This window comes from Pseudomonas sp. 5P_5.1_Bac1 (assembly GCF_025466015.1).
Lineage (GTDB): Bacteria > Pseudomonadota > Gammaproteobacteria > Pseudomonadales > Pseudomonadaceae > Aquipseudomonas.
The window spans coordinates 247,960-273,363 of the sequence record NZ_JANLNX010000055.1 but is presented as its reverse complement, the minus strand read 5'-3'; the positions used below and the strand labels follow the sequence as shown (position 1 = coordinate 273,363).

Annotated in this window: 19 protein-coding genes; 13 read left to right on the top strand and 6 right to left on the bottom strand. The window is 64.5% G+C overall.

Translation table 11 applies throughout. The annotated features are described in order from the left end of the window. Positions 1–147: 147 nt before the first annotated feature. Entirely contained in the window at positions 148–735 is a 588-nt protein-coding gene (locus tag NTD82_RS12420) for a DUF2780 domain-containing protein (RefSeq protein ID WP_262128936.1), read from the top strand. On the opposite strand, the gene NTD82_RS12415 is transcribed toward NTD82_RS12420, so the two are convergent. Further along, a complete protein-coding gene (locus NTD82_RS12415) occupies positions 727–1,614 on the bottom strand; it encodes an acyltransferase (RefSeq protein ID WP_095156207.1) in 888 nt (295 codons plus the stop codon). The genes NTD82_RS12420 and NTD82_RS12415 overlap by 9 nt on opposite strands. Positions 1,615–1,794: 180 nt before the next feature. Between NTD82_RS12415 and NTD82_RS12410 the strand changes: the two genes are divergently transcribed. From NTD82_RS12410 to creD, 4 genes are all read left to right on the top strand, one after another. Beyond that, positions 1,795–2,292, top strand: a complete 498-nt coding sequence (locus NTD82_RS12410; RefSeq protein WP_262128935.1) for an ATP-dependent zinc protease — start codon at positions 1,795–1,797, stop codon at positions 2,290–2,292. A 70-nt stretch (positions 2,293–2,362) separates the two neighbouring features. Continuing rightward, entirely contained in the window at positions 2,363–3,049 is a 687-nt protein-coding gene (gene creB, locus NTD82_RS12405; protein ID WP_262128934.1) for a two-component system response regulator CreB, read from the top strand. Then, positions 3,049–4,482, top strand: a complete 1,434-nt coding sequence (gene creC / locus NTD82_RS12400; RefSeq protein WP_262128933.1) for a two-component system sensor histidine kinase CreC — start codon at positions 3,049–3,051, stop codon at positions 4,480–4,482. The genes creB and creC overlap by 1 nt, the downstream gene beginning before the upstream one ends. 84 nt (positions 4,483–4,566) lie before the next feature. Next, complete coding sequence (gene creD, locus NTD82_RS12395; RefSeq protein WP_262128932.1) at positions 4,567–5,901, top strand: cell envelope integrity protein CreD; 1,335 nt, start codon at positions 4,567–4,569, stop codon at positions 5,899–5,901. Between the two features lie 208 nt (positions 5,902–6,109). Here the strand turns inward: creD and NTD82_RS12390 are convergent, their stop codons facing one another. The 5 genes from NTD82_RS12390 to aceE form a co-directional block, all read right to left on the bottom strand. Then, on the bottom strand, positions 6,110–6,742 hold the full coding sequence (locus NTD82_RS12390; RefSeq protein WP_262128931.1) for a glutathione S-transferase N-terminal domain-containing protein: 633 nt from the start codon (positions 6,740–6,742) through the stop codon (positions 6,110–6,112). Positions 6,743–6,751: 9 nt separating this feature from the next. After that, positions 6,752–7,417, bottom strand: a complete 666-nt coding sequence (gene msrA / locus NTD82_RS12385) for a peptide-methionine (S)-S-oxide reductase MsrA (protein ID WP_262128930.1) — start codon at positions 7,415–7,417, stop codon at positions 6,752–6,754. Positions 7,418–7,507: 90 nt separating this feature from the next. Continuing rightward, positions 7,508–10,198 (bottom strand): putative bifunctional diguanylate cyclase/phosphodiesterase, encoded by a 2,691-nt coding sequence (locus NTD82_RS12380; protein WP_095156215.1) that lies wholly within the window; start codon positions 10,196–10,198, stop codon positions 7,508–7,510. A gap of 301 nt (positions 10,199–10,499) precedes the next feature. Then, the gene (gene aceF, locus NTD82_RS12375; protein WP_095156216.1) at positions 10,500–12,134 is read right to left on the bottom strand and encodes a dihydrolipoyllysine-residue acetyltransferase; all 1,635 of its coding nucleotides are present in this window, start codon (positions 12,132–12,134) and stop codon (positions 10,500–10,502) included. Between the two features lie 13 nt (positions 12,135–12,147). Beyond that, positions 12,148–14,793, bottom strand: coding sequence for a pyruvate dehydrogenase (acetyl-transferring), homodimeric type (gene aceE, locus NTD82_RS12370; protein WP_095156217.1), 2,646 nt, complete (start codon positions 14,791–14,793; stop codon positions 12,148–12,150). A gap of 383 nt (positions 14,794–15,176) precedes the next feature. On the opposite strand from aceE, the gene glnE reads away from it, so the two are divergent. From glnE to NTD82_RS12330, 8 genes are all read left to right on the top strand, one after another. Continuing rightward, positions 15,177–18,110 (top strand): bifunctional [glutamate--ammonia ligase]-adenylyl-L-tyrosine phosphorylase/[glutamate--ammonia-ligase] adenylyltransferase, encoded by a 2,934-nt coding sequence (glnE, locus tag NTD82_RS12365; protein ID WP_262128929.1) that lies wholly within the window; start codon positions 15,177–15,179, stop codon positions 18,108–18,110. Between the two features lie 134 nt (positions 18,111–18,244). Next, positions 18,245–19,294, top strand: coding sequence for a lipopolysaccharide heptosyltransferase II (gene waaF, locus NTD82_RS12360; RefSeq protein WP_262128928.1), 1,050 nt, complete (start codon positions 18,245–18,247; stop codon positions 19,292–19,294). After that, positions 19,295–20,356, top strand: a complete 1,062-nt coding sequence (waaC, locus tag NTD82_RS12355) for a lipopolysaccharide heptosyltransferase I (protein WP_095156220.1) — start codon at positions 19,295–19,297, stop codon at positions 20,354–20,356. Then, positions 20,356–21,480 carry a glycosyltransferase family 4 protein gene (locus NTD82_RS12350; RefSeq protein WP_095156221.1) on the top strand — a complete coding sequence of 375 codons (1,125 nt, stop codon included), beginning with the start codon at positions 20,356–20,358 and terminating at the stop codon, positions 21,478–21,480. Before waaC ends, NTD82_RS12350 begins: the two co-directional genes overlap by 1 nt. Then, positions 21,477–22,283, top strand: a complete 807-nt coding sequence (rfaP, locus tag NTD82_RS12345; protein ID WP_095156222.1) for a lipopolysaccharide core heptose(I) kinase RfaP — start codon at positions 21,477–21,479, stop codon at positions 22,281–22,283. Before NTD82_RS12350 ends, rfaP begins: the two co-directional genes overlap by 4 nt. Further along, entirely contained in the window at positions 22,283–23,017 is a 735-nt protein-coding gene (locus NTD82_RS12340; RefSeq protein WP_095156223.1) for a lipopolysaccharide kinase InaA family protein, read from the top strand. Before rfaP ends, NTD82_RS12340 begins: the two co-directional genes overlap by 1 nt. Continuing rightward, positions 23,014–23,766: a lipopolysaccharide kinase InaA family protein gene (locus NTD82_RS12335; RefSeq protein ID WP_095156224.1), complete on the top strand. Its 753-nt coding sequence runs from the start codon at positions 23,014–23,016 to the stop codon at positions 23,764–23,766. Before NTD82_RS12340 ends, NTD82_RS12335 begins: the two co-directional genes overlap by 4 nt. Further along, entirely contained in the window at positions 23,766–25,208 is a 1,443-nt protein-coding gene (locus tag NTD82_RS12330; RefSeq protein ID WP_262128927.1) for a lipopolysaccharide kinase InaA family protein, read from the top strand. Before NTD82_RS12335 ends, NTD82_RS12330 begins: the two co-directional genes overlap by 1 nt. The last annotated feature ends 196 nt before the right edge of the window (positions 25,209–25,404 follow it).

Here is a 25,404-nt window from a genome sequence, read left to right as displayed (position 1 = left end):
TTATCGCGCGCAAGCTCGCTCCTACCCCTACCCTGTAGGAGCGAGCTTGCTCGCGATGGGCAACAACGCCACCTCCGGGAACATTCCCCCGCCAATCCACTCCAACACCTCGTTTTCCCTGCCTTTACGGCTGACGAGGTCTTTGCCATGAAACGTTTCGCGCTGGTCACCCTGATGACCCTGGCCGCCAGTTCGGCCTTCGCTTTCAACCTCAACGACGCGGCCAACGCCGTGTCCGCCATGCAAGGCAAATCCGATGGCGCCGCCGTCCAGGCGCCCGCCGCCTCGGCCAATCTGCTCAACACCCTGGGCCGCGAACTCAAGATCACCCCCGAACAGGCCATCGGCGGCACCGGCGCTCTGCTGGGGCTGGCGCGCAATCAGTTGAGCGATGGCGATTACCAACAATTGAGCAAGGCGGTGCCGGGCCTCGACATGCTGTCTGGCGAGAACGCCCTGGGCGGGCTGGCGGGGTTGGGGGAGCTGCTCGGCAAGAGCGGTCAGGGCTCGGCGTTGAGCAATGCACTGGGCGGTGAAGTCAAGAACGGGACCGACCTGAACAACGCCTTCAGCGCCCTCGGCATGGAAAACGGCATGGTCGCCCGCTTCGCGCCGCTGATCCTGCAGTACCTCGGCCAACAGGGCGTGGCCGGGTCGTTGTTGCAGAATCTGGCCGGCATCTGGGGCAACGGCACGGCGGCACCGCTCACCCCGGCGCCGGGCCCGTCAGTTTAATTCCGCGCGCAGGGCCTCGATCCGCGCATCCTTCTCGCGCCACAACTGGTTGACCCAGTCCTGCACGGCCTGGCGCACCGCCGGGTCGGTTTCGTAGTCACCGGCCCACAGCGCCGGGTCCAGCTCGCGCACCTGAATATCGACGATCACCCGCGGCAACCCACCGCTGACCAGATCCCAGAACCCCGGCGCCTTGTCACCGGGATAAACGATGGTCACGTCCAGCAGGGCGTCGAGCTGCTCGCCCAGCGCCGCCAGCACGAAGGCGACGCCGCCGGCCTTGGGCTTGAGCAGGTGCCGATAAGGCGATTGCTGTTCCTGGCGCTTGGCCTCGGTGAAACGGGTGCCTTCCAGGTAATTGACCACGGTCACTGGCTGGCGCTTGAACAGCTCGCATGCCGCCTTGGTGATGGCCAGGTCCTGGCCCTTGAGGTGCGGGTGTTTGTCGAGGAAGGCCTTGCTGTAGCGCTTCATGAACGGGTAATCCAGCGCCCACCAGGCCAGGCCCAGCAACGGCACCCAGATCAGCTCCTTTTTCAGGAAGAACTTGAAGAACGGGATCTTGCGGTTCAGCACCTGGATCAGCGCCGGGATATCGACCCAGGTCTGGTGGTTGCTGACGCAGAGGTAGGAGGTGTCCAGGCGCAGGTTGGCATTGCCGCGCACGTCCCAGCGGGTCGGGATGCACAGGGCGAAGATCAGTTTGTCGATTTCGGCCCAGGTCTCGGCGAACCACATCACCGCCCGGGAGGCGTGATCGCGGTAGCGACCGGGCAAGACCAGCTTGAGCACGGCGCAAAGCAGCAGCGGTCCGATCAGGACCAGGGTGTTGAGCAACAGCAACAGGGTGACGAAACTGCCGGTGAGCAGGCGGCGCATAAATCCACTCTTAGTGTGGGAAAGACGGTCGGCAATGATAAGCAGCGGCGACGGGAACACCAAATGCTGCCCGGCGAGTGTCATGAACAAATGTTTCACGTTGTGTTCATTACCCTAGCTTGCCGAACCTACAGCGCAACGGCAGTCTAACGGTCGTCCCATCCCAAGGAAGTCATTCCATTGAAACCACTGATCGCCATGCTCGGCCTGCTGTCCCTGCCAGTGATGGCCGCCGAACCGACCCTCTATGGTCGCTACGAATACATCGGCCTGCCGGAAATCGGCCAGACCCTCAAAGCCAAGATGGACACCGGCGCCCTCACCGCCTCGCTGTCCGCCAAGGACATCGAACAGTTCAGCCGTGACGGTGAAGACTGGGTACGTTTCCGCCTGGCCACCAAGGATGCCGGCAGCAAGGTCTTCGAACACAAGCTGGCGCGCATCAGCAAGATCAAGAACCGCGCCGACGAAGAAGACGAAGAAGGCAGCGAAATCGCCCACCGCCCGGTCATCGACCTGGAGCTGTGCCTGGGCGATGTGAAGCGCACCGTCGAGGTCAACCTGACCGACCGCAGCAGCTTCAACTACCCGCTACTGATCGGCGCCAAGGCCCTGCGCGAATTCGGCGCAGCAGTAAACCCGGCCCGCCGCTTCACCGCCGACAAGCCGGACTGCTGACGCAAAGCGGCAAAGTGATGAGCAGCGCTTTACACTTGCCGCTTCCCACTTGCCGCCTGCAGTTGCCGCCATGCCCCACATCCTGATCGTTGAAGACGAAGCGGCCATCGCCGACACCCTGATCTACGCCTTGCAGGGCGAAGGCCACAGCACCGAGTGGGTGACCCTCGGCCAGGCCGCGCTGGAGCGACAGCGCCAGCAGCCGGCCGATCTGGTCATCCTCGATATCGGCCTGCCGGACATCAGCGGTTTCGAGACCTGCAAGCAACTGCGCCGCTTCAGCGAAGTGCCGGTCATGTTCCTCAGCGCCCGCGACGGCGAAATCGACCGGGTGGTGGGCCTGGAAATCGGCGCCGACGATTATGTGGTCAAGCCGTTCAGCCCGCGGGAAGTCGCCGCCCGGGTGCGCGCCATCCTCAAGCGCATGGCGCCAGCGGCAAGCACCGTTGTCGCAACCGGCACCACGCCGTTCAGCATCGACACCCTGCGCATGCAGATCCACTACCGCGAGCACCCGCTCAGCCTCACCCGCCACGAATTCCGCCTGTTGCAGTGCCTGCTGGAGCAGCCGCAGCGGGTTTTCAGTCGCGAGCAGTTGCTGGATGCCGTTGGCGTGGCGGCCGATGTCGGCTACGAGCGCACCATCGACAGCCATATCAAGAGCCTGCGCGCCAAGCTGCGCCTGGTGGCCGCCGACGCCGAGCCGATCCAGACCCACCGCGGCCTGGGCTACAGCTACAACCCGGACCAAAGCTGATGCGCCTGGGTATCCGCATCTTCCTGGTGTATTTCCTGTTCGTCGGGCTGACCGCGTATTTCGTCCTCAACACGGTACGCGAGCAGGTGCGCCCGGCTGTGCGCCAGTCCACCGAGGAAACCCTGGTGGACACCGCCAACCTGCTGGCGGAAATCCTCCGCGATCAGGTCAAGGCCGGCACCCTCGGCCAGAGCGCCCTGCCGCAGTTGCTCACCGCCTACGGCCAGCGCCGGCCCAACGCCGAGATCTGGGGCCTGGCCAAGAACGAAGTGAACCACCGCATCTACGTCACCGACGCCAAGGGCATCGTCCTGCTGGACTCCAGCGGCGAGGCGCTGGGCCAGGATTACTCGCGCTGGAACGACGTCTACCTGACCCTGCGCGGCCAGTACGGCGCCCGCTCGACCCGCAGCGATCCCAACGATCCGGACTCCTCGGTGATGCACGTCGCCGCGCCGATCCTCGACAACAGCACGCTGATCGGCGTGGTCACTGTGGCCAAGCCCAACCGCTCGCTGCAACCCTACGTCGACCGCTCGGAACAACACCTGGTCACCCTCGGTATCGGCCTGATCGTGCTCGGCCTGCTGGTAGGCGCGGCGCTGTCGTGGTGGCTGACCCGCTCGCTGCGCCGGCTGACCCGCTACGCCCAGGCCGTCAGCGCCGGCGAGCGCGTGGCCCTGCCGCACTACCGCGGCGGCGAGCTGGCGCAACTGGCGGACGCGGTCGAGCGTATGCGCACCCAGCTTGAAGGCAAAGCCTACGTCGAGCGCTACGTGCACACCCTGACCCACGAACTGAAAAGCCCGCTGGCGGCGATCCGCGGCGCCAGCGAGCTGTTGCAGGGACCGATGCCGGAGGAGCAGCGCCAGCGCTTCAGCCAAAACATCGAGAGCGAAAGCGCGCGCATGCAGCAATTGATCGAGCGCCTGCTGGACCTGGCCCAGGTCGAGCAACGTCAAGGCCTGGAAGACCAGCAACAAGTGGCGCTGGCAGAGATGGTCGACGCCCTGCTGTTGGCCCGCGGCGCCCGCATCGAAAGCGCCGGCCTGCAAGTGCGCCAGCAGGTGCCAGCGATGGCGCGGCTGTACTGCGAGCCGTTCCTGATGCGTCAGGCGATCGGCAACCTGCTGGAAAACGCCCTGGACTTCACCCCACCTGGCGGCCGGTTGGTGTTCGAACTGGAGCACGACGCACAGCGCGTGGTCCTGAGCCTGTACAACCAGGGCGAGGCGATTCCCGATTACGCCCTGGGCCGCCTCTGCGAACGCTTCTATTCGCTGCCCCGGCCCGGCACCGGGCGCAAGAGCACGGGCCTTGGCCTGAACTTCGTCGAGGAAGTCATGCAACTGCACGGCGGCTCGCTGGAGATCGCCAACGTCGAGGACGGCGTGCGCGTGCGGTTGTGGCTGCCCGCCAATCGCCTGGACTGAATCTCCACACAAACTCCACATTCACTCCCGCGTCGCTCCACACAGCGCTCGCAGACTGGGCTCCTTCTCAAGCGGAGCCCCTCCATGAACAAAACCCTGAGTATCAAACTCGGCATCATCGCCTTGCTGGTGATCGGACTGCTGATTCCCCTGCTGATGATCGGCGGCCTGATCAGCGAGCGGCAGTCCCTGCGCGACAGCGTGGTCGAGGACATCGGCCAGAGCTCAAGCCACGCCCAGCAGATCAGCGGTCCGATCCTCGTGGTGCCGTACCGCAAGACCGAGCGGGTATGGAAAACCCAGGACGGCAGGACCTTCCAGGAAACCCGCGTGCGCACCAGCCACCTGGCCTTTCTGCCGGAAACCTTCGTCCTCGATGCCGACGCCAACACCGAGCTGCGCGCGCGGGGCATCTACGAGGCGCGGCTGTACCACGCCAACAGCCACGTCAGCGGCCAGTTCAAGGTGCCGGCCAACTGGGGCATCAAGGACGACCTCGACGACTACCGCTTCGAAACGCCGTTTATCGCGGTGGGCATCAGCGATATCCGTGGCATCCAGAACGGCCTGCAGTTGCAGCTCAATGGCCAGACCCTCGACTTCGCCGCCGGCAGCGGCGTGGACTGGCTCGGCGGCGGCGTGCGCGCCAGCGTACCGGGGCTCGATAGCCAGAACGAAATGCGCCTGGACTACGCCTTCGACCTCAAGCTGCAAGGCACCGGGCAGTTGCACGTGTTGCCAGTGGGCCGCAGCAGCAATGTGAATCTGAGCGCCAACTGGCCGCACCCGGGCTTTATCGGCAACTACTTGCCCACCAGCCGCGAGATCACCGACAAGGGCTTCAACGCTCACTGGCAGACCTCGTTCTTCTCCACCAACATGGAAGACGCCCTCGAACGCTGCGTGACGACCGACCAGTGCACGGACTTCCAAAGCCGGCGTTTCGGCGTCAACTTTGTCGATCCGGTGGACCAGTACCTGAAAAGCGAGCGGGCGATCAAATACGCGCTGCTGTTCATCGCCCTGACCTTCGCCGGCTTCTTCCTCTTCGAAGTGCTGCGCAACCTCAGCGTCCACCCGATCCAGTACGCTCTGGTGGGCGTGGCCCTGGCGCTGTTCTACCTGTTGCTGCTGTCGTTGTCCGAGCACCTTGGCTTTGCCTTGGCGTATGGGTTGTCGGCGAGTGGCTGTGTGGCGTTGATCGGCTTCTATCTGTGCCATGTGCTGCACAGCCGGGCGCGTGGGATGGGCTTCGGCGCGGGGTTGGCGGTGCTGTACGCGATGCTGTACGGGCTGCTCAGCGCCGAGGATTACGCGCTGTTGATGGGGGCGTTGCTGCTGTTCGCCTTGCTGGGTGTGTTCATGGTGCTGACGCGGCGACTGGACTGGTATCGCGCCGGTCAGGGGGTGGCGGCATGAGTGGGTTGCGCGAGGAGCGGGTGTTCGGGGAGCAGTTGGTGCGGGGGATTGTCGGAGTCTGGGCAACAGAGGTGTTGCAATCGCGACGGCTCGGCGCCCCGACAAGCTCGCTACTGCAGATAGAAATGGCTCGAATTTCCGTAGGAGCGAGCTTGTCGGAGCGCCGAACCGTCGCGAAGGGCCGCAAAGCGGCCCCAGAAATGCCGAATCAGGCCGCCGGCGGTGCAGTCAGCTTCATCGAAGGGCGCTGACTGACCTCCGCATACCACGCCGCCAGCTTCGGCTGCTGCTCACGCCAGCCGAAGTTCGGCATGCGCAAGTCGATATAGCCCAGCGCACAGGCCGCACCGATCGCCGCGACGTCGAACACCGAAGCCAGCTCGGCAATATGCTCGGCTTCAAAATCCGCCAGGCCGCGGCGAATCTTCTCCTGCTGCGCGGTGAGCCACTCGTCCCACTGTTTCTCAGCGGGCCGCAAGAACTGCTCATAACGCGCCAGCACCGAGGCGTCCATGATCGCATCCGCCTGCGAAGCCAGGCTCAGGCGGCGCCAGCGCGCGTCGCCCTCACGCGGGATCAGCGGGTTGCCGACGTGTTGCAGGTCGAGGTACTCGAGAATCACCCGGCTGTCATGCAGCACGGTGCCGTTGCCCAGCACCAGTGCCGGGATCTTGCCGACTGGGTTGTCGCGGCTCAGGCCGACGTCGGTGCTGATCGGACTGGTGTTGATCGTGTTCAGCGTCACCCGGTCGAACTGCCCGGTCTCGTGCAGGAACACGGTGACCTTGCGCACGAAGGGCGACAGCGGCGAGTGGTACAACGTCATGCTCGGCGTGGTCATGGCGCGTCCTCAGTTGCCTTGCAGGCTGGGCGGCAGGCAGACACCGGTACCACCGATGCCGCAATAGCCCTCGGGGTTCTTCGCCAGGTACTGCTGGTGGTAAGCCTCGGCGAAATACACGGTCGGCGCCTGGGCAATCTCGGTGCTGATCTCGCCGAAACCGGCCTTGCTCAGTTCGGCCTGGTACTGCGCCTTGCTCGCCTCGGCTTCGTCCAGGTGCTGCGGGCTGGTGCAGTAGATCGCCGAGCGGTACTGGGTGCCGATGTCGTTGCCCTGGCGCATGCCCTGGGTCGGGTTGTGCAGTTCCCAGAACATTTTCAGCAACTCGCCGTAGCTGAGCTTGTCCTTGTCGAATACCACCAGCACCACTTCGGTATGCCCGGTCAGGCCCGAGCAGACTTCTTCGTAGGTCGGGTTCGGCGTGAAGCCACCGGCATAACCGACCACCGTGCTGACCACGCCTTCACGCTGCCAGAAGCGGCGTTCCGCGCCCCAGAAACAGCCCAGGCCGAAAATCGCGAAATCGACGTTCTCGAAGAACGGGCCGAGCAGCGGCGTCTCCTTGAACACGAAATGCCGCTCGGGCAGGGACATCGGGGTTTCGCGGCCAGGCAGCGCCTGTTCAGCGGTAGGCAGGACGTTTTTGTTCACCAGGATTTCCGAACGCAGGACCATGGACCCATTCCTCTTGGCAGGTAGGAGACATCGCAAGGCGATGTCGTCTAGTGGGATAGACCCGTAGTGTGCCCGAGTGTTGCGTGACTGTCAGGCCACCGGGCCACGCGGATAGCGCCTGAGCTTTTCAACCAGCTCATCGCCGGGGATCGGCTTGTCGAACAGGTAGCCCTGGCCGACATCGCAACGGTGACGACGCAGGAACGCCAACTGCTCGGCGGTCTCGATACCTTCGGCGACCACCTTGAGCTTGAGGTTGTGGGCCATGGCCACCACCGCCGAGGTGATTTCCATGTCGTCCTGGTTGTCGGGGATTTCGTTGATGAAGCTGCGATCGATCTTGATGATGTCGATCGGGAATTTCTTCAGGTAGCTGAGCGAGGAATACCCAGTGCCGAAGTCGTCCATCGCCAGGGTCAGGCCCAGTTGCTTGAGCTGGTCGAGCTGGCGGCGGGTGTCTTCGGTGGCTTCCAGCAGCAGGCCTTCGGTCAATTCCAGCTCCAGCAGGTGCGGCGGCAGCGCTTCTTCCTGGAGGATGTTGGCGATCGAGGCGACCAGGTCCGGGTCGGAGAACTGCTTGGGCGACAGATTGATCGCCACCTGCAGGTTGGGCATGCCCTCGGCGGCCAGTTGCTGACTCATGCGGCACGACTGGCGCGCCACCCATTTGCCGATGGGGATGATCAGGCCGGTTTCCTCGGCGACGCTGATGAACTGGTCCGGGCGGATCATGCCCTTTTCCGGGTGGTTCCAGCGCAGCAGCGCTTCCAGGCCGAGCAGGCGGCCGGTGCGCAGGCACAGCTTGGGCTGGTAGAACACCTGCAATTCGTTCTGCGCCAGCGCCCGGCGCAGGTTGTTCTCGACGAACAGCTTGTAGCTGGCCTCGGCATTCAGCGCCTCGGTGAACACCTGCACCTGATGCTTGCCGTTGGCCTTGGCCTTGTGCAGCGCGAGGCCGGCGTTCTTCATCAGGGTCTGCGGGTCGCGGCCGTGCAGCGGCGCGCACGCCAGGCCCACGGAGCCGGTGACGTTGATCAACTGGTTGTCGACGAACATCGGTTTGTCGAGGGTATTGAGCAGCGATTGCGCGGTCTGCTGCCCGCTTTCCATGTCGGTGTTGTCCAGCAACACGGCGAACTCGTTACTGGCGAAACGCGCCAGGCTACCACCGGGGCTGAGACTGTTGCGCAGGCGCCGGGCGAGGCTCACCAGCAGCTTGTCGCCGGTCTGGTGGCCGAGGCTGTCGTTGATCCGCTTGAAGTTGTCGATGTCCACCAGCAGCAGGCAGATCGGCGTGTCGCTGTCGCGGGCGAAACGCTCGTCGAGGCTGCGGATGAACGCCGGGCGATTGCCCAGGCCCGTCAGGTTGTCGGTGTAGGCCAGGCGCTCGATGCGTTGCTGGGCGAGCTTGTTCTGGGTGACGTCTTCGTAGATGCCGATGTAGTGGGTCAACTCGCGGTTGTCGCCATACACCTTGGAAATCGACAGTTGTCCCCAGTACGGCTCGAGGTTCTTGCGCCGGCTCTTGAACTCGCCCTGCCAGCTATTGCCCATGGCCAAGCTGGAATCGTCGAAGAGCAATTCGCTGAGATTTTCCAGCGCCGACAGCTCGGACAGCCGATGCCCCTGGACCTCCTCGGAGCTGTACTGGGTGATCGCGGTAAAGCTCGGGTTGACGTACTCGACCACGCCGTCGCGGTTGACCAGCAGAAAGGCGTTGGCGCTCTGCTCCACCGCGCGCTGGAACAGGTACAGGGCGTTGGTGGCGGTGCGTCGGTTGTGGTTGTTGATGACCTGGGCGAACTGGTCCGCCAGCTCGCCGGCGAAGGCGATCTCGTCGGTCTGCCAGGCCCGCGGGCTGCCGCCGTGTTCGAGGCACAGCACGCCGACCACCTGGCCGTCGATGCGGATACTGGCATCGAGCATGGCGATGATGTCGCGCGGGCGCAGGCTCTCGGTGATATCACGGGTGCGCGGGTCATGGCTGGCGTTGTGCGCATCGATGGCGCGGCTGGTGTGCAGCGCCTCCAGGTAATCCGGAAACAGGCCGGCGTCGATCGCCTCAGGCAGGCGGTACTCGCGGGTCTCGCGGTAGAACGCGGAAATCGGCTCCAGGCGCTGGCCTTCCAGGTACCAGATGCTGGCGCAATCGATGTTGTAGATCTCGCACGCGCTGCGGGTGATCAGCTCGGCGGCTTCCTGCAGCGAATTGCTGGCGCTGTAGCGGTGCCGGGCCAGGTGCAGGATCAGGTCCTGCTGGGCACGCACTCGCTCCAGGTGTTCAAGTTGTTCCTGCTGCGCCTGCTGGTTCAGCTTGAGGGCGATCTGCAGGCGGCTGTTGCGGGTTTCCAGGTCGTCGGCGCTGAGTTCGGTCATCTCGCCGGGCTGGTCGTCCAGCACCAGCAGGTAGCCGCGCAGCAACTGGCGATTGTGCTGCCGGTAGGCTTCGCCCACTTCCAGCAGATTCAGCGGGCCGTGGCTGGTGTGCAGGGTGTAGCGGCTCAGGTAGTGATTGCCGACCGCCAACTGCGCGTCGATGGCGTCATGCAGCTTGTAGCGCGCCTCCGGCGCCATGAGGCTGGCGTAGGGCGAACCGACCAGGGCACACAGCTCCACCGCCGGCAGACCGAACTGCCGTTCGCAGCCCGGATCGAGGTAAAGCATCGCCCAGCTAGCTTCGTTCAGCCGCTCGAAACGCAGCATGCCGAGCCGTGATGGCACCGGTAACTGCGTCACTACCTCGGCCGCCGGACGGCTGGCAGCATCGGTTTGGCTTTTCATGGGAAGCTCGCTCGAAAAAGACTGATGGCACGGGCTTGGCACATTGCTGCTATGCACGCTTGGGCAAGGTTGCATCATGCGCCAGAGGCTGACAAGTAATAGGTTGGCTGGCGTCTTGATCTATGTCGGCATGGCGGCGCTTTTCTTCAGCCCCGCTACCGGTAAACGCCAGGCGGGCCGGGGCGCTGAACCGTTTTTTCGCAGACAAAAAAAGCCCCGTCAGAGACGGGGTTGAGGTACGAGCGTGGCAGCTCGAAAGCGGGCCTGTCTCCCCCGGCAGAGGGAGACAGGTGAACAACGGTTACAGCAGGATGGTGCGGATGTCGCCCAGCAGGTCGCTCAGGCGCTTGGTGAAGCGCGCGGCGGCTGCGCCGTTGATCACACGGTGATCGTAGGACAGCGACAGTGGCAGCATCAGCTTCGGCTGGAAGGCTTTGCCGTCCCAGACTGGCTGGATGGTGGCCTTGGAAACACCGAGGATCGCCACTTCCGGCGCGTTGACGATCGGCGTGAAGCCGGTACCGCCAATGTGACCGAGGCTGGAGATGGTGAAGCAAGCGCCTTGCATGTCGTCGGCAGACAGCTTTTTGGTCCGGGCTTTTTCGGCCAGGGCCGCAGCTTCGGCAGCCAGTTGCAGCAGGCTCTTCTGATCGACGTTCTTGATCACAGGGACCAGCAGGCCATCCGGGGTGTCCACGGCGAAGCCGATGTTCACGTACTTCTTGCGGATGATCGCTTTGCCGCTTGGCGCCAGCGAACTGTTGAAGTCCGGCAGTTCCTTGAGCAGGTGAGCAGAGGCCTTGAGCAGCAGCGGCAGAACGGTCAGCTTGACGCCAGCCTTCTCGGCCACGGCTTTCTGCGCGATACGGAACGCTTCCAGCTCGGTGATATCGGCCGAGTCGAATTGCGTCACGTGCGGCACGTTCAGCCAGCTGCGGTGCAGGTTGGCAGCGCCGACCTGCATCAGGCGGGTCATTGCCACTTCTTCGACTTCACCGAACTTGCTGAAGTCCACGACCGGGATCGGCGGGATGCCCGCGCCACCGGTTGCGCCACCTGCGGCCGGTGCTTCCTTGGCCTTCTGCATCATGGCTTTGACGTAAACCTGCACGTCTTCTTTCAGCACACGGCCATGCGGGCCGGTGGCTGCGACAGCGTTCAGCTCGACGCCGAACTCGCGGGCCAGTTGACGCACGGCTGGGCCGGCGTGAACTTTGGCACCGCTGGCGGCAACAGGCGCGGCAGCAGGTGCTGCGGCAGCCGGTGCCGGAGCAGCAGCGGCAGCCGGAGCGGCCTCAGCCTTGGCAGCCGGCGCAGGTGCTGCGGCCGGAGCCGGAGCAGCGGCAGGCGCGGCGCCGGCGATTTTCAGCTTGAGGATCAGGTCGCCGGTACCGACTTCGTCGTCCAGCTTGGCGATCACGGCTTCGACCACGCCAGCGGCAGGAGACGGGATCTCCATGCTGGCCTTGTCCGATTCCAGGGTGATCAGCGACTGGTCGGCGCTGACGGTATCGCCAGCCTTGACCAGCACTTCGATGATCTTGGCCTTGCCCGACGAACCGATATCCGGAACGTGGATGTCCTGAACGGTGGCGGTTGCCGGTGCGGCAGCCGCTGCCGGAGCAGCTTCAGCAGCCGGTGCAGCGGCAGGCGCGGCAGCCGGAGCAGCAGCGGCCGGAGCCTCAGGCGCCGCGGCAGCGGCACCCTCGACTTCCAGTTCCAGCAACTCGTCGCCTTCTTTCAGGCGGTCGCCCAGCTTGACCTTCAGCGACTTGACCACACCGGCCTTCGGCGCGGGGATCTCCATGGAGGCCTTGTCGGACTCCAGGGTCAGCAGGCTCTGGTCGGCCTCGATACGGTCACCGACCTTGACGAACAGCTCGATGATTTCACCTTCACCGCTGCCGATGTCAGGTACGCGAATGAGTTCGCTCACTTAAAAATACTCCTCAGCAGTCCAGTGGGTTGCGCTTGTCCGGGTCGATGCCGAACTTGACGATGGCGTCAGCCACCACCTTCGGTTCGATCTCGCCACGGTCAGCCAGGGCTTCCAGTGCAGCCAGCACCACGAAGTTGCGGTCGACTTCGAAGAAGTGACGCAGTTTCTTGCGGCTGTCGCTGCGGCCGTAGCCATCAGTACCCAGGACTTTGAACTCTTTGCTCGGTACCCACTGACGAATCTGCTCGGCGAACAGCTTCATGTAGTCGGTGGACGCGATGACCGGACCTTTACGGCCGCTCAGGCATTCTTCGACGTAGGTAACCTGTGGTTTCTGACCTGGCTTGAGACGGTTGCTGCGCTCTACCGCCAGGCCGTCGCGACGCAGTTCGTTGAAGCTGGTAACGCTCCACACGTCAGCGCCGATGTTGAACTCTTCACGCAGGATCTTCGCCGCTTCACGGACTTCGCGCAGGATGGTGCCCGAGCCCAGCAGTTGAACGTGGTGCGCCGCGTCGCGGGTATCTTCTTCGAGCAGGTACATGCCCTTGATGATGCCTTCCTCGACACCGGCCGGAATGGCTGGCTGGGTGTAGGCTTCGTTCATCACGGTGATGTAGTAGAAGACGTCCTGTTGCTCTTCGGTCATCTTCTTCATGCCGTCCTGGATGATCACCGCCAGCTCGTAGCCGTAGGTTGGATCATAGGTGCGGCAGTTCGGGATGGTCGCGGCCAGCATGTGGCTATGACCGTCTTCGTGCTGCAGGCCTTCACCGTTGAGGGTGGTACGGCCGGCGGTACCGCCGATCAGGAAGCCACGGGTGCGGCTGTCGCCGGCTGCCCATGCCAGGTCACCGATACGCTGGAAGCCGAACATCGAGTAGAAGATGTAGAACGGCAGCATCGGCTGGTTGTGAGTGCTGTACGAAGTACCGGCAGCGATGAAGGAGGACATGGCGCCCGCTTCGTTGATGCCTTCTTCAAGGATCTGGCCCTTCTTGTCCTCGCGGTAGAACATCACCTGGTCTTTATCGACTGGCTCGTAGAGCTGGCCGACGGACGAGTAGATGCCCAGCTGGCGGAACATGCCTTCCATACCGAAGGTACGGGCTTCGTCCGGGATGATCGGAACGATGCGCTGACCGATTTCCTTGTCCTTGACCAGCTGCGCGAGGATCCGCACGAAGGCCATGGTGGTGGAGATTTCGCGGTCGCCCGAACCGTCCAGGATCGCCTTCAGGGTTTCCAGTGGCGGGGTCGGGATACTGATGCTCTTGGCGCGACGCTGAGGCACGAAGCCACCCAGTGCGGAGCGACGCTCAGCCAGGTAACGGGCTTCGGCGCTGCCTTCTTCAGGTTTGAAGAACGGCAGGTTTTCCAGGTCTTCGTCCTTGACCGGGATGTCGAAGCGGTCACGGAAGTGACGCAGGCTGTCGACGTCGACCTTCTTGGTGTTGTGCGCGGTGTTCTTGGCTTCGCCAGCACCGGTGCCGTAACCCTTGATGGTCTTGGCCAGGATGACGGTTGGCTGGTCTTTGTGGTTGACCGCCTGGTGGTAGGCCGCATAGACCTTGTACGGGTCGTGACCACCACGGTTGAGCTTCCAGATCTCGTCGTCGGACAGGTCGGCGACCATGGCCTTGAGTTCTGGCGTGTTGAAGAAGTGCTCACGGACGAACGCGCCGTCCTTGGCCTTGTAGTTCTGGTACTCGCCGTCGATGACTTCGTCCATGCGGCGCTGCAGGATACCGTCGGTGTCCTTGGCCAGCAGTGGGTCCCAGAAACGGCCCCAGACGACTTTGTTGACGTTCCAGCCACCGCCACGGAACACGCCTTCGAGTTCCTGGATGATCTTGCCGTTGCCGCGAACCGGGCCGTCGAGGCGCTGCAGGTTGCAGTTGATGACGAAGATCAGGTTGTCCAGCTTCTCGCGGCCAGCCAGGGAGATTGCGCCCAGGGATTCCGGCTCGTCGCACTCGCCGTCGCCCATGTAGCACCAGACTTTCTGCTTGCCGGCAGGAATGTAGCCGCGGGCTTCCAGGTACTTCATGAAGCGCGCCTGGTAGATCGCCTGGATCGGACCCAGACCCATGGAAACGGTCGGGAACTGCCAGAAATCAGGCATCAGCCATGGGTGCGGGTAGGACGACAGACCGTTGCCATCGACTTCCTGACGGAAGTTGTTCATCTGGTCTTCGCTGATGCGGCCTTCCATGAAGGCGCGAGCGTAGACGCCAGGCGAGGCGTGGCCCTGGAAGAAGATCAGGTCGCCGCCGTGCTCTTCGGTCGGAGCCTGGAAGAAGTAGTTGAAGCCGATGTCATACAGCGTGGCGCTGGAAGCGAAGCTGGAGATGTGGCCACCCAGATCCGAGTCTTTCAGGTTGGTGCGCATTACCATCGCCAAGGCGTTCCAGCGTACCAGCGAGCGAATGCGGCGTTCCATGAACAGGTCGCCAGGCATGCGTGCTTCGTGGGTAACGGGAATGGTGTTGCGGTATGGCGTGGTGATTGCGTACGGGAGCTGCGAACCGCTACGGGTTGCCAGCTCGCCCATACGGGTCATCAGGTAGTGAGCGCGGTCTTCGCCTTCTTTGTCGAGAACCGACTCCAAGGCGTCCAGCCATTCCTGGGTTTCGACGGGATCGAGGTCTTGCATGGCTTGCTCCAGGGCGGAAAGGCTACCAGAATCGGTTGCCTGAAGTTTGCGACTGGCCTTTTGGGCAGACGACATGAATTCTTGGATTACCGGAGGTAGTCCCGGCGGCGTGTAGTTTTACTACAAATCGTTCGTCATTACATGCCTTCAGATGAAAAAAGCAGTAGTAAAACTACATTTGCCCCATAAGCCGAATGCTCCCGGCTTGTGAGATAAAACGATACCGGCGACGAAAAACCGGTTGAGAAAAGGCTTGCCGTGATGGTTTCTGCCAACAAATACGCAATTGCCGCTATTTCAAACTTTTGTACGACAGTCATACCCGGGACATACGACTTCTGCCCCGCCACTGCCTGCGTTTTCCCGCCGATCAAGGATAGACCATGAGCCTGCCGTCGCTGGTCGAACTGCCCGAAACCCTCAAACCACTGTCCGTCAGCAACGAACAGGCGCTGCGCAGCGCCGTCGCCGCCAGTGAAGGCCTGAGCCTGGAGAGTTGGACCGCCGAGCGCTGGGCCGGGTTCGCCCGGGTCGCCGCGGCCAGCGAATTCGTTCTTGAACACAGCCAGCGCGACCCGGCCATGCTCCTCGACCTCGCCGCCAGCGGCGAGCTTGATCGCCCCTTCGCCCCCGGCGAGCTGTGCGCGCAACTGGCCGCCGCCGCCCAGGCCGCGACCACCGAAGATGAACTGGCGCGCACCCTGCGCCGCCAGCGCACCCGTCATCAGGTGCGGATCATCTGGCGCGACCTGACCCGCCAGGCCGATCTGGTCCAGACCTGCCGCGACCTTTCCGATATGGCCGACGCCGCCATCGACCAGGCCTACCAGTGGCTCTACCCGCGCCTATGCCAGCAATTCGGCACGCCGACCGGCCACCGCAGCGGCCAGCCGCAACAGATGGTAGTGCTGGGCATGGGCAAGCTGGGCGCGGTGGAGCTGAACCTGTCCTCCGACATCGACCTGATCTTCGCCTACCCCGAGGGCGGCGAAACCGAAGGCGTCAAGCGCTCACTGGACAACCAGGAGTTCTTCACCCGCCTCGGCCAGCGGCTGATCAAGGCGCTGGACCCGATCACCGTCGACGGCTTCGTGTTCCGCGTCGACATGCGCCTGCGGCCCTACGGTTCGTCCGGCGCCCTGGTGCTCAGCTTCAATGCGCTGGAGCAGTACTACCAGGACCAGGGCCGCGACTGGGAACGCTACGCCATGATCAAGGCGCGGGTGGTGGCGGGCGATCAGGTCGCCGGCAACCAGTTGCAGGAAATGCTGCGGCCCTTCGTCTATAGACGCTACCTGGACTTCTCGGCGATCGAAGCGCTGCGCACCATGAAGCAGTTGATCCAGCAGGAAGTCCGGCGCAAGGGCATGTCCGGGAACATCAAGCTCGGGGCCGGCGGCATCCGCGAAGTCGAGTTCATCGCCCAGGCCTTCCAGTTGATCCACGGCGGCCGCGACCTGAGCCTGCAACAGCGGCCGCTGCTCAAGGTGCTGGCGACCCTCGAAGGCCAGGGCTACCTGCCGCCGGCGGTGGTGAGCGAGCTGCGCGAAGGCTATGAATTCCTGCGTTACACCGAACACGCCATCCAGGCCATCGCCGACCGCCAGACCCAGATGCTGCCCGACGGCGACCTCGACCGCGCGCGGATCGCATTCATGCTCGGCTTCCCTGACTGGGAGGCCTTCCACGCCCAACTGATGCACTGGCGCGGGCGCATCGACTGGCATTTCCGCCAGGTCATTGCCGACCCGGACGACGAAGACGGCGAAGGCGAAGTGGTGGTCGGCGGCGAATGGCTGCCGCTCTGGGAAGAAGCCCAGGACGAAGAAGCCGCCTGCCGCCAGTTGCAGGACGCCGGGTTCCGCGACGCCGCCAAGGCCCTGAAACACCTCGCCGGCCTGCGCGCCAGCCCGAACCTGCGCTCCATGCAGCGCCTCAGCCGCGAGCGCCTGGACTCCTTCATTCCGCGCCTGCTGGCCCAGGCGGTCGAGCATGACGACCCCGACCTGGTGCTGGAACGGGTGCTACCACTGGTGGAAGCCGTGGCGCGGCGCTCGGCCTATCTGGTGCTGCTCACCGAAAACCCCGGCGCCCTGCGTCGCCTGCTGACCCTGTGCGCGGCCAGCCCGTGGATCGCCGAACAGATCGCCCGCTTCCCGCTGTTGCTGGACGAACTGCTCAATGAAGGCCGCCTGTTCAGCCCGCCGAAGGCACCGGAACTGGCCGCCGAACTGCGCGAGCGCCTGACCCGCATTCCCGAGGACGACCTCGAACAGCAGATGGAAGCGCTGCGGCACTTCAAGCTGGCCCACAGCCTGCGCGTCGCCGCCTCGGAAATCGCCGGCAGCCTGCCGCTGATGAAAGTCAGCGACTACCTGACCTGGCTGGCCGAAGCCATTCTCAATCAAGTGCTCGCCCTGGCCTGGCGCCAGACCGTCGCCCGGCACGGCCGGCCCCAGCGCAGCGACGGCAGCCCGTGCGACCCGGGCTTCATCATCGTCGGCTACGGCAAAATGGGCGGCCTCGAACTGGGCCATGGCTCGGACCTCGACCTGGTGTTCATCCACGACGGCGACCCGCAGGCGGAAACCGACGGCGACAAGCCAATCGACAGCGCGCAGTTTTTCACCCGCCTGGGCCAGCGCATCATTCACCTGCTGACCACCCAGACCAACTCCGGGCAACTGTATGACGTCGACATGCGCCTGCGGCCGTCCGGGGCCTCGGGGTTGCTGGTCAGCTCGGTCGGCGCCTTCGAGCGCTACCAGCAGAACGAGGCCTGGACCTGGGAGCATCAGGCCCTGGTCCGCGCCCGCGTGCTGGTGGGCTGCCCACAAGTGGGCGCGGCCTTCGAAGACGTGCGGGCGCGGGTGCTCGGCAAGCAGCGCGACCTGGCCGGGCTGCGTACCGAAGTCAGCGAGATGCGCGCCAAGATGCGCGACAACCTGGGGACCAAATCCACCGCCGCCGGCACCGCGGCCAATGCCTATGACGCCGGCGTTCCCTTCGATATCAAGCAGGATGCCGGTGGTATCGTCGATATTGAATTTATGGTGCAATACGCCGCGCTCGCCTGGTCCCACAGCCATCCGGCATTGCTGCGCTACACCGACAACATCCGCATTCTCGAAGGTCTTGAAGAAGCCGGGCTGATGCCCGCCAGCGATGCGGTGCTGCTGCGCGAGGTGTACAAGGCGTTCCGCTCGGCGGCGCACCGCCAGGCCTTGCAGAAACAGGCCGGGGTGATCGACGCGGGGCAATTCGTCAGTGAACGCCAGGAAGTACGGCGGATCTGGAGCGAACTGGGGCTCAGTTGAATGGGCAGATCCGGCTGGCAGGAGGCCAGCTCTGGATCGGTGGCGTACACTGATGGACCTAGCCTGAATATAAAGAAGGGAGGCCAGGCTGTTTTAAACAGGCTGCAGCCTCCCTGATCGTTTCTGGATAAAGCATGAGAATTTTGATAATCGGGCCCAGTTGGGTGGGCGACATGGTGATGGCGCAAACGCTGTTCCAGGTCCTGAAGCAGCGTCACGCCGATTGCGTGATCGATGTGCTGGCCCCCGAATGGAGCCGGCCGATCCTCGAGCGCATGCCCGAAGTCCGCCAGGCCTTGAGCTTCCCGCTCGGCCACGGCGCGCTGGAGCTGGCCACGCGCCGGCGCATCGGCAAATCCCTGGTCGGCCAGTACGATCAGGCGATCCTGCTGCCGAACTCGCTGAAGTCGGCGCTGGTGCCGTTTTTCGCCGGCATCCCGCAGCGCACCGGCTGGCGCGGCGAGTTCCGCTATGGCCTGCTCAATGACGTGCGGCGCCTGGACAAGGCCCGCTACCCGTTGATGATCGAGCGCTTCATGGCCCTCGCCTTCCCCGACGGCAGCGACCTGCCGCAACCGTATCCACGTCCGAGCCTGAGCATCGAGGCCGCCAGCCGCGAGGCCGCGCTGGCCAAGTTCGGCCTGGAGCTGGACCGTCCGGTGCTGGCGCTGTGTCCGGGTGCCGAGTTCGGCGAAGCCAAGAAATGGCCGGCGGAACACTACGCCAAGGTCGCCGAACTGAAGGTCCGCGAGGGCTGGCAAGTCTGGCTGTTCGGTTCGAAGAACGACCACCCGGTGGGTGAGCAGATCCGCGACCGGTTGATTCCGGGCTTGCGTGAAGAATCCTATAACCTCGCCGGCGAAACCTCGCTGGCCGAGGCCATCGACCTGCTCTCCTGCGCCGACGCCGTGGTCTCCAACGACTCCGGCCTGATGCACGTCGCCGCGGCGCTGAACCGCCCGCTGGTGGCGGTCTACGGCTCCACGTCCCCCGGCTTCACGCCACCGCTGGCCGATCAGGTCGAAGTGGTGCGCCTGGGCCTGGAATGCAGCCCCTGTTTCGACCGCACCTGCCGCTTCGGCCATTACAACTGCCTGCGCCAGCTGGAGCCCGATGCGGTGTCCGCGGCGCTGCAGCGGCTCAACGGCCCGTCGCTGGTCGACGTCAGCGCAGAGGTCGATTAAGTGCGGGTCCTGCTGATCAAGACATCCTCCCTGGGCGACGTGATCCACGCCCTGCCGGCGCTCACCGACGCGGCCCACGCCATCCCCGGCATCACCTTCGACTGGGTGGTGGAAGAAGGCTTCGCCGAGATTCCTACCTGGCACCCGGCGGTGGACCAGGTCATCCCGGTGGCGATCCGCCGCTGGCGCAAGAACCTCTGGCAAACCTTCAAGAGCGGCGAATGGCGCCAGTTCAAGAAGCGTATTCGCGAGCGCAAGTACGACCTGGTGATCGACGCCCAAGGGCTGGTCAAGAGCGCCTGGCTGACCCGCTACGTGAAGAAGACGCCGGTGGCGGGCCTGGACCGCTATTCGGCGCGCGAGGGTTTTTCCAGCCGCTTCTATGACCGCCGTCTGTCGGTTGCCACCGGCCAGCACGCCGTTGAACGGGTGCGCCAGTTGTTCGCCCTCGCCCTGGGCTACGACCTGCCCGAAGGCATCGGCGACTACGGCCTGGACCGCAGCCGCCTGGAGCAAGTGGGCGTCGCGCCTTACGTGGTGTTCCTGCACGGCACCACCTGGGACACCAAGCACTGGCCCGAGCTGTATTGGCGCCAGTTGGCCGAGAGGCTGGGCCGCGCCGGCCTGCAAATCTGCCTGCCGTGGGGCAACCCGGCGGAGAAGGCCCGCGCCGAGCGGATCGCCCAGGGCTTGAAGAACGCCCAGGTACTGCCCAAATTGAACCTTGCCGGGGTGGGCCGGGTGCTGGCCTCGGCCAAGGCCTGCGTGGCCGTCGATACCGGCCTCGGCCACCTCGCGGCGGCGCTGGACGTGCCGACCCTGTCGCTGTTCGGCCCGACCAACCCGGGCCTGACCGGGGCCTACGGGAAATCCCAGGTCCATGTCGCCAGCGACTTCCCGTGCGCGCCCTGCCTGCGCAAAAAGTGCACCTACAAGCCGAGCGCCGAGGAACTGCGCCGGTTCGATCTCAAACGTGAGTGGCCGCTGTGCTTCACTCGCCTGAATCCCGAACGTGTGGCACGCCAGTTGGGCGAGCTGCTGCGGGTTGAGGATGTTCGTTGATGCAACTGGCTTTCGTGCTCTACAAGTATTTCCCCTTCGGTGGCCTGCAGCGTGACTTCATGCGCATCGCCCTGGAGTGCCAGCAGCGCGGGCATCAGATCCGCGTCTACACCCTGATCTGGGAAGGCGACGTGCCGCCCGGCTTCGAGGTGCTGGTGGCGCCGGTCAAGGCGCTGTTCAACCATCGGCGCAACGAGAAACTCAGCGCCTGGATGGAAGCGGACCTGGCCAAGCGCCCGGTGGACCGTCTGATCGGCTTCAACAAGATGCCCGGACTCGACGTCTACTACGCCGCCGACGGCTGCTTCGAAGACAAGGCCCAGACCCTGCGCGGCGGCCTGTACCGGCGCTGGGGCCGCTACCGGCACTTCGCCGAATACGAGCGCGCGGTGTTCGACAAGAACGCCCGCACCGAAATCCTGATGATTTCCGAAGTCCAGCAGCCGCTGTTCGTGAAGCACTACGGCACCCAGGCCGAGCGCTTCCACCTGCTGCCGCCGGGTATTTCCCAGGACCGCCGGGCCCCGGCCAATGCCGCCGAGATCCGCGCCGAATTCCGCCGCGAGTTCGACCTCAAAGACGACGAACTGCTGCTGGTGCAGATCGGTTCCGGCTTCAAGACCAAGGGCGTCGACCGCAGCCTCAAGGCCCTCGCCGCCCTGCCTTCGGCCCTGCGCAAGCGCACCCGGCTGATGGTCATCGGCCAGGACGATCCCAAGGTGTTCCAGTTGCAGAGCACCGCCCTGGGCCTCAATGACCAGGTGCAGTTCCTCAAGGGCCGCAGCGACATCCCGCGTTTCCTGCTCGGCGCCGACCTGCTGATCCACCCCGCCTACAACGAGAACACCGGCACGGTACTGCTCGAAGCGCTGGTGGCCGGCCTGCCGGTGCTGGTCACGGCCGTTTGCGGCTACGCCCACTACATCGCCGAGGCCGACAGCGGCCTGGTGCTGGACGAACCGTTCGAACAGGACCAGCTCAACCGCTACCTGCAACGCATGCTCGAAGACGATGCGGCCCGCGCCGACTGGGGTCGCAATGGCCTGGCCTTCGCCGACACCGCCGATCTGTACAGCATGCCGCAGCACGCCGCCGACGTGATCCTCGCGCAGGAGCGCGCATGAAGCTTGTACTGAACGAGACCTTCAAACGGCTGTGGGCCGGACGCGACGCCTTCGATGCCGTCGAGGCGCTGCAAGGCGAGGTCTACCGCGAGCTGGAAGGCCGCCGCACCCTGCGTACCGAAATCGAGGGCCGTGGCTATTTCGTCAAGATCCACCGTGGCATCGGCTGGGGCGAGATCGTCAAGAACCTGCTCACCGCCAAGCTCCCGGTGCTCGGCGCCGGCCAGGAATGGAAGGCCATCCAGCGCCTGCACGAAGTGGGCGTGCCGACCATGACCGCGGTGGCCTACGGCGAACGCGGCAGCAACCCGGCGACCCAGCATTCGTTCATCGTCACCGAGGAACTGGCGCCCACCGTCAGCCTGGAAGACTTCAGCATCGACTGGGTCAAGCAGCCGCCACCGCCGCGCCTGAAACGCGCGCTGATCGCCGAAGTGGCGAAGATGACCGGCGGCATGCACCGCGCCGGGGTCAACCACCGCGACTGCTACATCTGCCACTTCCTGCTGCACACCGATCGTCCAGTGACGGCGGATGATTTCAAACTGTCGGTCATCGACCTGCACCGCGCCCAGACCCGGGCGACAATCACCCGCCGCTGGCGCGACAAAGACCTCGCCGCCCTGTATTTCTCGGCGCTGGACATCGGCCTGACGCGGCGCGACAAGCTGCGCTTCCTGCGCGGCTATTTCCAGCAGCCACTGCGGCAGATTCTCGCCGAACACGCCGGCCTCCTGGCCTGGCTGGACGGCAAGGCACAGAAGCTCTACGAGCGTAAGCAACGGTATGGGGACGCGCTCTGATGGCGGGTTGGACACTGGAGCCGAAATACTCGGCCCTGGCGCATGATTTCGGCAGTATCGAAGCGGTCTTCGCCCTGCAGGGCGAACGCCTGACCCGCGACCCGCTGAGCGAAGTGATCCGCGTGCAGCGTGACGGGGTCAACTACTACGTCAAACGCTACACCGGCGCCGGCAAGGGCCTGCGCCGCTACCTCGGGCGGCCGCGGATCAAGGCCGAGTGGCAGAACCTCAAGCAGTTCGCCAAATGGCAGATTCCCACCGCCGAAGTGGTGGCCTGCGGCCTGGAGCGCAACGGCCTGAGTTTTGGCCGCGGCGCGATGATCACCCGCGAACTGCCGCGCACCGAAGACCTCTCGGTGCTCGCCGAGCGCAATGACCCGCGCCTGGCCGACCGCCGCTGGGTCGACAACATCAGCCAGCAACTGGCCCGTCACACGCGGATCATGCATGACCACCACTTCACCCATAACGACCTGAAGTGGCGCAACCTGCTGGTGGACGACCAGGGCACGCTATTCTTCATCGACTGTCCCACCGGCGACTTCTGGTGGGGCTTCATGCTGCGCTACCGGATCACCAAAGACCTGGCGTGCCTGGACAAAGTGGCCAAATACCACCTGTCGGCGACCCAGCGCCTGCGTTTCTACCTGCTGTACCGCAACCGCAACCGGTTGAATGCATCGGACAAGAAACGCGTCCGGCATATCGTGAAGTTTTTCGAGGGACGCGAATGAGTGATTTCCTGGCCAGTGCCGACACGGCGCTGCTCGAACGTCATGGCCTGAACGGCTTCGACCCGCTCTGGGCACTGCAACTGGACGCCGTGGACGAGCCCAATACCGGCCGCGGCGGCTGGAGCAGCGTGTTCCGCCTGGAGCTGGAGGGCAAGGGCTACTACCTCAAGCGCCAGAGCGATTACCTGACCCACACCCTGCACAGCCCGTTCGGCGAACCCACTTTCGCCCGCGAATTCCGCAATATCAGCCGCTACCAGAAACTGCACATCCCCGCCTTGCAGGCGGTGTACTACGGCGAGCGCAAAGTGAACGGCAAACGCCGGGCGATCCTGATGACCCGCGCGCTGGACGACTGGAGCGACCTCGACAGCCTGCTCGGCCAATGGCCGCAACTGGCCCTCGCCCAGCGCCAGGGCATCCTCCGCGCCTGTGGCCAGTTGGCCCGCACGCTGCACGCCGCCCGCCAGGTGCACGGCTGCTTCTACCCCAAGCACATCTTCCTGCGCGAACGCGGCGAAGGGTGGCAGGCGCAACTGATCGACCTGGAGAAAACCCGCCCGCTGCTGTTCGGCCAGCGTGACCGGATCAAGGACCTGGAGCCGCTGCTGCGTCGCGCGCCGGTGTGGAGCGAGGCCGACATCCGCCTGTTGCTGTCGGCTTACCTGGATCAACCGGGCGACAGCCCATTGGTACACACCTGGCTGCAACGCCTGGTGCGTCGTCGTCGTCACAAAGAGGCCCGCTGATGCGTTTGTCCGAACTCAAGGATGCCGGGCGCAGCCCGCAACTCCCATTGAGCATCACCCTGGCCGATGCCGCAGGCAGCGCCGAGTTGCAACTGCTCACCCTGCTGCGCGTACTGCCGGGGCAGCGTTATGTCGGTGCCGGCGTCTGGCGCGGCAAGCCGGTGCTGGCCAAGCTGCTGGTGGGCGGTAACGCGGCCCGCCACTTCCAGCGCGAGCTGTCTGGCGTGCGCCTGCTGGCGGACAACGGCGTGACCACTCCGCTGTTGCTCGCGGATGGCCTGCGCGAAGGTGAAGGCGGCTGGCTGCTGTTCGAATACCTCGAAGGGTCCACCAGCCTCGGCGACGCCTGGGCCGACGTCGAAGGGCAAACGCCGCTGAGCGACGAGCAAAGCCTGGTCCTCGGCGAAGCCCTCGCCGCCGTGGCGCACCTACACGCCAAAGGGCTCTGGCAGGACGATCTGCACCTCGACAACCTGCTGCGCCACAACGGCCAACTGCACGTGATCGACGGCGGCGGCATCAAGGCACAAACCCCGGGCCAGCCGCTGGCTCGCGAGCAGGTACTACAGAACCTCGGCGTGTTCTTCGCCCAGTTGCCCAAGCGCCTGGAACCGTTCATCGAAGAACTGCTGGTGCATTACCTGCTGGCCAACAGCGAGCACGCCCTGCCGCTGGAAGCCCTGCAAAAACAGATCGACAAAGTGCGCCACTGGCGCCTGAAAGACTACCTGGACAAGGCCGGCCGCGACTGCACGCTGTTCAGCGTCGAACGCGGCGCCTCCGGCCTGCGCGCCATCGTCCGTGGTGAGCAGGCGGCGATGCTGCCGGTGCTGGACAACGCCGACGCGCTGATCGACGCCGGCCACCTGTACAAGACCGGCGGTGCGGCCAGCGTGGCGCGGGTTGAAGTGCAGGGTCGGCCGCTGGTGATCAAGCGCTACAACATCAAGGACACCGCCCACTGGTTCAAGCGCTTCTGGCGCCCGAGCCGGGCCTGGCATTCGTGGATCGAAGGGCACCGCCTGGAATTCCTCGGCTTCGCCACGCCCAAGCCGCTCGCGGTGCTGGAAACCCGCTGGCTGGGGCTTCGCGGCAAGGCGTATCTGGTGACCGAGTTGCTCGACGGCCCGGACCTGATGACCGCCTTCGCGCCGTATGTGGAAAGCGGCGACGTACCGGCCGAGCAACTGGACGCGCTGCAACGGCTGCTGGCGCAACTGATCCACGAGCGCATCAGCCACGGCGACCTCAAGGCCTACAACCTGTTCTGGAAAGACGGGCAATGGGCGCTGATCGACCTGGACGCCATGAGCCAGCACGTGACCCAGATGAGCTTCGCCCCGGCCTTCGCCAAGGACCGCGCGCGGTTGCTGCGCAACTGGCCGGTGGAGAGTGCGTTGTACAAGCGGCTGGATGAGTGCTTGCCGAAGCTGTCGGACTGAGGGACAGCACGGTGTAGGAGCGGCTTTAGCCGCGAACGGGCGCGAAGCGGCCGTAAAACCTGCCTCCCCAGTGTGTCAGGCAAATCAGGGGCTTCGGATTACGACGGCTTCGCCGCCGATCGCGGCTAAAGCCGCTCCTACAGGTTTGGCGGTGACGTACTCAAAGAAGAAGGGGCCAATCACGGCCCCTTCTTCA